This window comes from Synechococcus sp. Cruz CV12-2-Slac-r, assembly GCF_024346075.1.
In the GTDB taxonomy this organism is placed as follows: domain Bacteria; phylum Cyanobacteriota; class Cyanobacteriia; order PCC-6307; family Cyanobiaceae; genus Synechococcus_D.
In genome coordinates this window covers 1-8,213 of record NZ_JAGQEK010000077.1, presented here as the reverse complement: position 1 = coordinate 8,213, position 8,213 = coordinate 1, and the positions used below count along the sequence as shown (strand labels likewise).

Annotated in this window: 7 protein-coding genes; 5 read left to right on the top strand and 2 right to left on the bottom strand. The window is 47.0% G+C overall.

The window, feature by feature from the left end:
• Positions 1-1,680: excinuclease ABC subunit UvrC (gene uvrC, locus KB557_RS07250; protein ID WP_255132762.1), on the top strand; the 1,680-nt coding region annotated here is incomplete at its 5' end.
• On the opposite strand, the gene gorA is transcribed toward uvrC, so the two are convergent.
• Positions 1,677-3,038 (bottom strand): glutathione-disulfide reductase, encoded by a 1,362-nt coding sequence (gorA, locus tag KB557_RS07245; protein ID WP_255132761.1) that lies wholly within the window; start codon positions 3,036-3,038, stop codon positions 1,677-1,679. The genes uvrC and gorA overlap by 4 nt on opposite strands.
• Before the next feature lie 38 nt (positions 3,039-3,076).
• Between gorA and KB557_RS07240 the strand changes: the two genes are divergently transcribed.
• The 4 genes from KB557_RS07240 to KB557_RS07225 are packed head-to-tail and all read left to right on the top strand — an operon-like array spanning position 3,077 to position 6,348.
• A complete protein-coding gene (locus KB557_RS07240; protein ID WP_255132759.1) occupies positions 3,077-4,612 on the top strand; it encodes a cryptochrome/photolyase family protein in 1,536 nt (511 codons plus the stop codon).
• Complete coding sequence (hemJ, locus tag KB557_RS07235) at positions 4,609-5,193, top strand: protoporphyrinogen oxidase HemJ (RefSeq protein ID WP_255132757.1); 585 nt, start codon at positions 4,609-4,611, stop codon at positions 5,191-5,193. The genes KB557_RS07240 and hemJ overlap by 4 nt, the downstream gene beginning before the upstream one ends.
• Positions 5,183-5,836: a PHP domain-containing protein gene (locus KB557_RS07230; protein WP_255132755.1), complete on the top strand. Its 654-nt coding sequence runs from the start codon at positions 5,183-5,185 to the stop codon at positions 5,834-5,836. Before hemJ ends, KB557_RS07230 begins: the two co-directional genes overlap by 11 nt.
• A 26-nt stretch (positions 5,837-5,862) precedes the next feature.
• Entirely contained in the window at positions 5,863-6,348 is a 486-nt protein-coding gene (locus KB557_RS07225; protein ID WP_255132753.1) for a hypothetical protein, read from the top strand.
• Here KB557_RS07225 and KB557_RS07220 read toward each other — a convergent pair.
• The coding region (locus KB557_RS07220) for a cobaltochelatase subunit CobN (RefSeq protein WP_255132751.1) at positions 6,332-8,213 on the bottom strand (1,882 nt) is incomplete at its 5' end. The two genes, KB557_RS07225 and KB557_RS07220, sit on opposite strands and share 17 nt — an antisense overlap.

Sequence of the window (8,213 nt, the reverse complement as noted above, 5' to 3'; positions counted from 1 at the left end):
TTAGTTCTTGAATCAAATCTAATAAAAAACCATCAGCCTCATTTTAATGTTCTTTTAAAGGACGATAAAAAATACCCATATTTGTGCATCACGTGGAGCGAAGATTATCCGCGTATATTTATTACAAGGCAACGAAGATTTCGCCGCGCGAGTGATCGTTTTTATGGGCCATATGTTGATGTTGGTTTGTTGCGGCGCACCCTAGCAATCGTTAAGCGAGTATTTCCACTCCGCCAGCGGCCTCAACCCTTGCATCGAGATAGAACCTGCCTCAACTATGACATCGGCAGATGCCCTGGAGTTTGCCAGGAAAAGATTTCTGCAGAAAATTATAAAATAATAATCCAAAAAGTTGCAATGGTATTTCAAGGCCGAAATGATGAGCTGCTTGATTTATTGCAACAGCAAATGATTCGCTATGCCGAACGTCTTGATTTTGAAGCTGCTGCACTGGCTCGCGATCAATTAAAAGGATTAGAGTTACTTACATCAGAACAGAAAGTTGCCTTACCAGATTCTGATATCAGTAGGGATGTGATTGCATTAGCAAGTGATGATCGTGTAGCTGCAGTTCAATTATTTCAAGTTAGAGCAGGTAAATTAGTTGGGCGCCTTGGCTATACAGCTGATGCCGAAGCGGCATCCCCCGGCGCGATTCTGCAAAGGGTGCTGGAGGAGCACTACAGCCAGGTGGATCCGGTGGAAATTCCCCCCGAGGTTTTACTGCAACATCCCCTGCCAGAGCAGGAATTACTTGAGGCCTGGCTGCGGCAGAGACGGGGGCGCAAGGTAACCCTGCTAAATCCGCAACGGCAACAGAAAGCGGAACTAATCGAGATGGTTGTGCGCAATGCCAGTTATGAATTGGTAAGGGCGCAGCGCAATGCTGAACAGCAGCATTTAGCCCTTGAGGATCTAGCTCAACTTCTAGAACTGGAGCATCCTCCCAGACGTATTGAAGGTTTTGATATCAGCCATATTCAAGGCAGCGATGCAGTGGCATCCCAGGTGGTATTTATCGACGGACTTCCCGCAAAACAGCATTATCGGAAATATAAAATTCAAAGTAGCAGTATTCAATCGGGGCATAGTGATGATTTTATGGCGATGGCGGAAATTATGCGCCGCAGGTTTAGACGCTGGAGCCAAGCAAAGCAAGGGGGCGCCGATTTAAATGAATTGCGGCGTCGTACCAAAACAACATTGCAAAGCGATGGTTTAATCGATTGGCCTGATGTTGTGATGATCGATGGCGGTAAGGGGCAGTTATCTGCAGTGATGGAAGCACTTAGAGAATTGGATTTGGCTGATGAGTTAGTGGTTTGTTCACTTGCTAAACAAAAAGAGGAAATATTTACCCCAGGTGCTTCTGATCCTTTAAACACAGAACCTGATCAATTAGGGGTAGTTCTCTTAAGGCGACTGCGGGATGAAGCCCATAGATTTGCAGTTGGATTTCACAGGCAACAGCGCGGAGAGCGCATGAAGCGATCCCGTCTTAGCGACATTCCAGGCCTTGGCCCTAAACGTGTAAAAGATCTCCTAGCTCATTTTCGTTCAATTGATGCAATTCAATTGGCTACAGCTGAACAATTAGGGGGATGCCCTGGCATGGGCTCAGCATTAGCTAAACAAATTTACGATTTTTTTCATCCAACAAATGATGAGGAAACCACTTAGACCATCGTTACAAATTCCTCAGAAATACTTGGATGTAATGCCATCGTTCTATCAAAATCTGCTTTGGTTGCTCCCATACCCACTGCAATTGCAGCCATTTGAATAATTTCAGCTGCATGGTTGCCAACCATGTGGCACCCTAATATTTGATTAGAGGTTTTAGCTACTACAAGTTTTAATATGCACCGAGGCCCAGCGGCAGGTAAAGCTTGCTGCAAACTACGAAATTTTGCTTTATATATAACTATATTTTCAATTCCAAACCTGTTATTGGCCTCATCTTCACTCAGGCCTACACAGGCAAATTCAGGTTGCGTGAAAACTGCAGTAGCAATAATCTCGTGGTTTACAACCCTTTTAATTCCTGCAAATACATTATCGGCAACTGCCCTACCTTCATCAATCGCTACCGGGGTTAAATTGACCCTATTTGTAACATCTCCCACTGCATAGATATGCGCAATATTTGTTTGTTGGTATTCATTAACAATTATCCGATCCTTTTCATGGGTGATAGCTGCCGCTTCCAATTGTAAATTTTTTAAAAATGCACCCCTCCCCGCAGCCTGCAATACCGCCATGGCATTGAAACTCAGTTGCTCGCTAGCAGTGGAATCGGAGTTATTGCGAGTGCAATTAACATAGTAATTATTTTCCTGCTTTTGGATGCTATTAGGTGAGCAACCAAATTCTAATTTAATACCTAATTCTTGCATTTCAGTTTCTACAGATTTTACCAATTCTGTGTCAAATTCCTTCAGAAGCCTATGTTTTCTCACGATTTGAGTTACTTTAACGCCAAGGCCAGCTAAAATACAAGCAAACTCGCAAGCTATGTAGCCTGCTCCAATAATTAAGATCGATTCTGGTAATTGCTCTGCCTCAAAAAGATCATCACTTACCCAGCCCAACTCTCCCCCTGGAATATTTAATCGTGTTGGAGCTCCTCCCACTGCAATTAATATATTGCTGGCACTTACGCATCGTTCCCCAATTTTAATAGTATGCGCATCTACAAATGAAGCCCAACCTGTTATTAATTCGATTCCTGCACTCTCAAGGGATTTAATATATATTTGATTAAGCCTATCTACTTCCTTGCGTACATTTGCTAACAATACTTGGCTATTGCAGCCATTATTTTTTATATCCCACCCATAACTTTCTGCGTTTTGTAAGGTTTCTTTGTATTCAGATCCATACACTAAAAGTTTTTTGGGCACACAACCTCGAATCACGCAGGTGCCCCCAACTCGATTGCCTTCAATGATTGCCACTTTTGCTCCATGGCGTGCGGCTCGTTTGGCAGCTGCAAGTCCCCCTGAGCCGGCGCCAATCACCAGAAGATCAAAATCCATAAGCTAATCAAGTAACCCATTCATCTTGGTTCCTCGCAGTGGCAGTTGGCATTTGGGTGCTGAATGATCAGCTACATCTGTTGCAAGCGGCTTTGGCATCCTGCAAACCCAGCGATGCGAGGGTTTTATTGGTGGAATCCCTATCTGTTTTAAATGCCGGGCCCCATTTGCAGAAGCAGATCTTTTTTTGGTCTGCTCAACGGCATTTTGCGGATGAATTGCGTTGTGCGGGTTGGAAGGTTGATCTTGTGGAGGCCCCCAGCTACGCAGAAGCTTTGACGGGCTGGCTCACAAGCCACGGCATCAGCGAACTTCGGGTGATGGAACCAAGTGATCGCCCTATCCATAAGGCGATCGAACGTATTGCCGCCCAGCTGGAAACTCAGCCTGATTGGCAGCTGCGTTGGTATCGCAATAATCAATTCCTCTGGAGTAAGGCTGAATTCGCTGAATGGGTGGGCACTAAAAAGCAATTGCGGATGGAATTTTTCTATCGCGAGGGCCGTAAGCGTTTTGATCTGCTGATGGCAGCTGATCAACCTTTAGGGGGCGAATGGAACTTCGATAAGGAAAATCGCAAACCACCGCGAGGTGGGTTGATTGGCCCGCCCGCCCTGTGGTTTGAGCCCGATAGCTGCACTGAAGCAGTGATCGAAAAACTATTGGAGTTGCAGGTTAAATATCAACTCACAGGCGCGGCGCGGCCTTTTCGTTGGGGTGTTAACAGGCAGCAAGGCCTGGATGTGCTCGAGCATTTCATAGCTACACGGCTTGCAGATTTCGGCCCATATCAAGATGCAATGGTGCAGGGTGAAGCAACCCTCTGGCACGCACTAATAAGCCCTTACTTAAACCTTGGCCTGTTGCAGCCCCTTGAAGTGTTGAAACGCCTTGAGCAGGCGGGCCTTGAGCAACAGGTGCCGCTGGCCAGTTTGGAAGGGGTGATACGTCAAATACTTGGTTGGCGAGAATTTACCCACGGCCTTTACCAGCATTTCGATGCCAACTACCAATTTTCAAATGCTCTTGAGGCAACAGCTCCAATACCAGCTTTCATCACTAATCTTGGCGGAAGCGGTATGCAATGCCTAGACAGCGTTTTGGCAGAACTGGCTAGCAGCGGCTATCTCCATCACATCCAGCGTTTAATGGTGCTTGGCAACTTAGGTCTTTTGGCAGGCTGGGATCCCCAGGCATACGTTGCTTGGTTTACAAGTCAATTTGTTGATGCCCACGATTGGGTAATGCAAACAAATGTGCTTGGTATGGGGCTTTGGGCTGATGCTGGAAAACTCGCTAGCAAGCCCTACGCCGCTAGCGGCAAATACTTGCAACGTATGGGAACCTATTGCCAAAACTGCCGTTTTGATCCCGCTAAACGCAGCGGACCGGATGCTTGTCCTTTTACAGCCCTTTATTGGAATTTCTTAGATCGCCACTCAGAGCGTTTTCGCAGCCATCCGCGGATGGCATTAATGATTAAACAACTAGATAAATTCAGTAGCGAAGAAAGATTTGCCATTGCTGCAACCGCGGCAGGTTATGAATGGGCTCAAAGCGGTACTAGCAAATGAGCCTACATCTTTCAGCTGAAGCTTACCTTTGGTTTAAAACACTTCATATTATCGGGGTTGTTGTATGGTTTGCTGGTCTTTTTTACCTAGTAAGACTTTTTATTTATCATGTAGAAGCGGCAGAGCAGGCAGAGCCTCTCCGCCAAGCTTTTGAGCAACAGTTTGGTTTGATGGAAAAGCGTCTTGCAAATATAATTACTACCCCGGGTTTGGTTGTAACAATTGTTGGCGCAGCAGGTTTACTAATTGGCAACCCAGGCTGGTTATCTCAAAGTTGGTTGCATGCCAAACTTGCTTTTGTAGTAATTCTTTTAGGATATCACTGGTTCTGTTATCGCCTGATGGGTTTACTTGCCCAGGGCAAATGTGAATGGAGCGCAAAACAGTTACGCGCTTTTAATGAATTGCCCACCTTGCTGTTAGTAATTGTTGTGATGCTGGTGGTATTCAAGAATCAATTTCCCACCAGTGCTGCAAGCTGGTTGATAGTGGGGCTGGTGGTTTTTATGGCTGGCACTATTCAGTTCTATGCCCGCTGGCGGCGCCTGCGGGCAGAACGGGAGGCGAGCCATGCCTCTTGATCATCCCTTGCGCTTAGTGCTCGCTTCAGTAACGAAGGAAAGTTGCCCCAAGAAACTTAATTTTCACTGCCACACCCTTTGTAGTGATGGAAGCCTCACGCCAAAAGCTCTAGCTGAGCAGGCTGTGCAAATTGGGCTTGAACACTTTGCTGTTACTGATCACCACAGCCTTGAAGCCTATCCAATTATTAAAAATGAATTAGCGAAATTTCAAGCTGCTGGTAAAGCGGTTCCTACTCTTTGGACTGGCACCGAAGTGAGTTGTGTTCTTGAAAATTGCTTGGTGCATGTTTTAGCCCTTGGCTACAAACCAGATCACCCCGCCATGGCTCCATACCTAAAGGGGGATGCAGTGGTGGGGGAGAAATTGAACGCCACTTCTGTAGTAAAAGCTATCCAGGCAGCTGATGGCTTGGCTTTGCTTGCCCATCCCGCCCGCTATCGGCTCAATTTCAAGCTGTTGGTGAAAGCGGCGGCGGCACTTGGCTTTGATGGGGCCGAAGCCTGGTACGACTACGAAATGCAACCTCGTTGGCGCCCAAGTGCCCATGTGTGTGATCGTGTGGCTGCCTTAGCTAGTGAACTCAACCTTTTGCATAGTTGTGGCACCGATAGCCACGGATTAAGCCTGTTGGGCCGCTAAATTTACTTTTAGTAAATATGGGTGTTATGGGATTCTTCGATCGCTTCCGCCGCAAGCCCAATGAAACGGAGCCAGACAAAAGCTTTTTCCTAGAACCAGATAGTGCTGGCAGCCTCGGCGACGTTAATTTCATGCGTCGCCCTTACAGCATTCGGCGCACCTTTCCTGGCACCGCAGCAAACCCAGGCCTCAAGGAACGCATTGAAGAGGTGGATTCGATGGCATCACGGCTCGAGAAGGTTTCTGACGGACTTCCAGAAGCGGCAGTGAGCGAGCCAAGCATTTATAACAATGATCTGGTGCCAAAGCCCGTTAAAAAAACCTTCGCTCAACAAATTAGTCAGGAGGAGCTTGAAAATCGCATGAGGGGTTCTGCTGTTTCAGGCACAAATGTGCCTGGTAGCGCATCAAAGAAGCCCGTTGAACTTGAAAAGATTGCTCCGCCAGTGGCCCGTTCTGCCAAGCCTGGATCAATAGATCCCTTCAAGAACATGCTTAAAGACCTGGGCTAATTTCGCTATTTTTGGCAGTTTCAATATTTTTATCTGTTGTTAGCACCAGTTCTTTCAAAAACTGCAACTGTTTTTGTTCTGGATTTTCCCATAAACCGCGATTACTTGCTTCAAGTAATCGCTCTGCCATATCGCGCAATGCCCACGGATTGCTCTGTTTTATTGTTTTCTGAACATCAAGATCCTCTAGCCATCGTTTACAGATTGCTCCATAGGCCCAATCTGGCACTAAATCAGTGCAGGCATCATAGGCAAAGAGATAATCAAGGCTAGCAGCAAATTCAAAAGCTCCCTTATAGCCATGTTTTTGCATTCCTTCTATCCAACGAGGATTTAAAAGCCGGCTGCGTATAACTTTGTCTAATTCTAGAGCTAAAGGTTTTGGCCTTGGCCGTTCAGGTTGAGAGTGGTCGCCAAACCAGAGTTGGGGATCACTGCCCCGAATACGCCGCACTGCAGCCGCCATACCGCCATGGAATTGGTAGTAATCATCTGAATCAAGTAGATCGTGTTCGCGATTGTCTTGGTTGTGCAAAACCACTTGCACTTCGTTAAGGCGTTTTTCTAAGCCGCTGCGGTCTGCCACTGGCTCTTCACTGGCCTGGTAACGCCATTTGCTCCAGTTTAGAAACGCTTCAGCTAAATCATCTTTGCTTTCCCAATTTCCACTTTCGATCAATCCCTGCAAACCAGCTCCATAGGCTCCAGGGGCTGAACCGTAAACCTGGCAACCGCCGCAACCATCAGCCTGCTGTTTAACGATGTGATTCGCTTCCTTGAGCCAATGCAGTAGTTGTGGAAAAGCATCTCTAAAAAAGCCCGAGATTCGTACCGTTACATCAACTCTTGGCCGGCCAAGGAAATTAATAGGAATCAATTCGAGCCCCACCATGCGCCGATTGGGGCCATCCCATAAAGGCCGAACCCCCATAAAGGCCAGCACCTGAGCTACATCATCTCCACCACTGCGCATCGTGCTGGTGCCCCAAATTGAAATGGCCAAATGGGTTAAGTGATCACCTTCGGCCTGAAGATGTTGCTCGAGAAGGGAGTCTGCAGCTTTTCTGCCGATATCCCATGCCGCTTCCGTTGGCACTGCTCGCAGATCTACTGAATAAAAATTTCTTCCCGTTGGAAGAACTTCAGGCCTGCCACGGGTTGGAGCGCCAGAAGGACCAGCCTCAATGCGTTCCCCCCGCAGAGCAGCCAGCAGATTGTGGCGCTCTAAGGGGGCGCAACCTTTCAACCTTGGCAGTAGATCCTGATTGATCCGAATCAGCTCTGCTGCAGTGGTGCTGCCAGGAGCTGCAACTAATCCAGCGAGGCAACTAGCTCCAAGATTTTCAAGTGCGGTGATGCCATCCCCCTGGGTGCGCAGAACCATTTCTGGAGCAATCCCTTGCAGCCGTTGTTGATCTGCTGATGTGAGTAGGTCAGCCTCAGCTGCAGTTAATGGATCGAGGCAGAGGCAAAGATCTTTTGCAAGAGCGCGGCTAAGGCCAATGCGGCTGGAGCCGGGGGAGCGGGCAATTGCCAAAAGCAATTCAGTTTCAGCAGCAGTTGTGGGTGCACAACCATAAATGTGCAAACCAGTTCGTATTTGTGCCTCTTTTAATTCACATAAATAGCCGTCAACCCTGCTTATTTTCTCATTGAAATTGTCGCTAAAAAATGAATCAATATTACTATTTTGAATGCCAATTGTGGTATTTAATTTATCTAGATCTAGGGCTTGCATTTTCTCGTTAAGTTTTTCTCTTAATACTTCAACTCTATTGCTTGCCATGGTGGATGCTTCCCAGTATTCATCAACTAAGCCTTCTAATTCAGCGAGTTCGCGATATAACCCTGCCCTACCTAGAGGT

Bases quoted from the DNA above. Each gene is read 5' to 3' on its own strand.
- KB557_RS07225 (WP_255132753.1), top strand. From the start codon at position 5,863: ATGGGATTCTTCGATCGCTTCCGCCGCAAGCCCAATGAAACGGAGCCA.
- hemJ (WP_255132757.1), top strand. From the start codon at position 4,609: ATGAGCCTACATCTTTCAGCTGAAGCTTACCTTTGGTTTAAAACACTT.
- gorA (WP_255132761.1), bottom strand. From the start codon at position 3,038: ATGGATTTTGATCTTCTGGTGATTGGCGCCGGCTCAGGGGGACTTGCA.
- KB557_RS07230 (WP_255132755.1), top strand. From the start codon at position 5,183: ATGCCTCTTGATCATCCCTTGCGCTTAGTGCTCGCTTCAGTAACGAAG.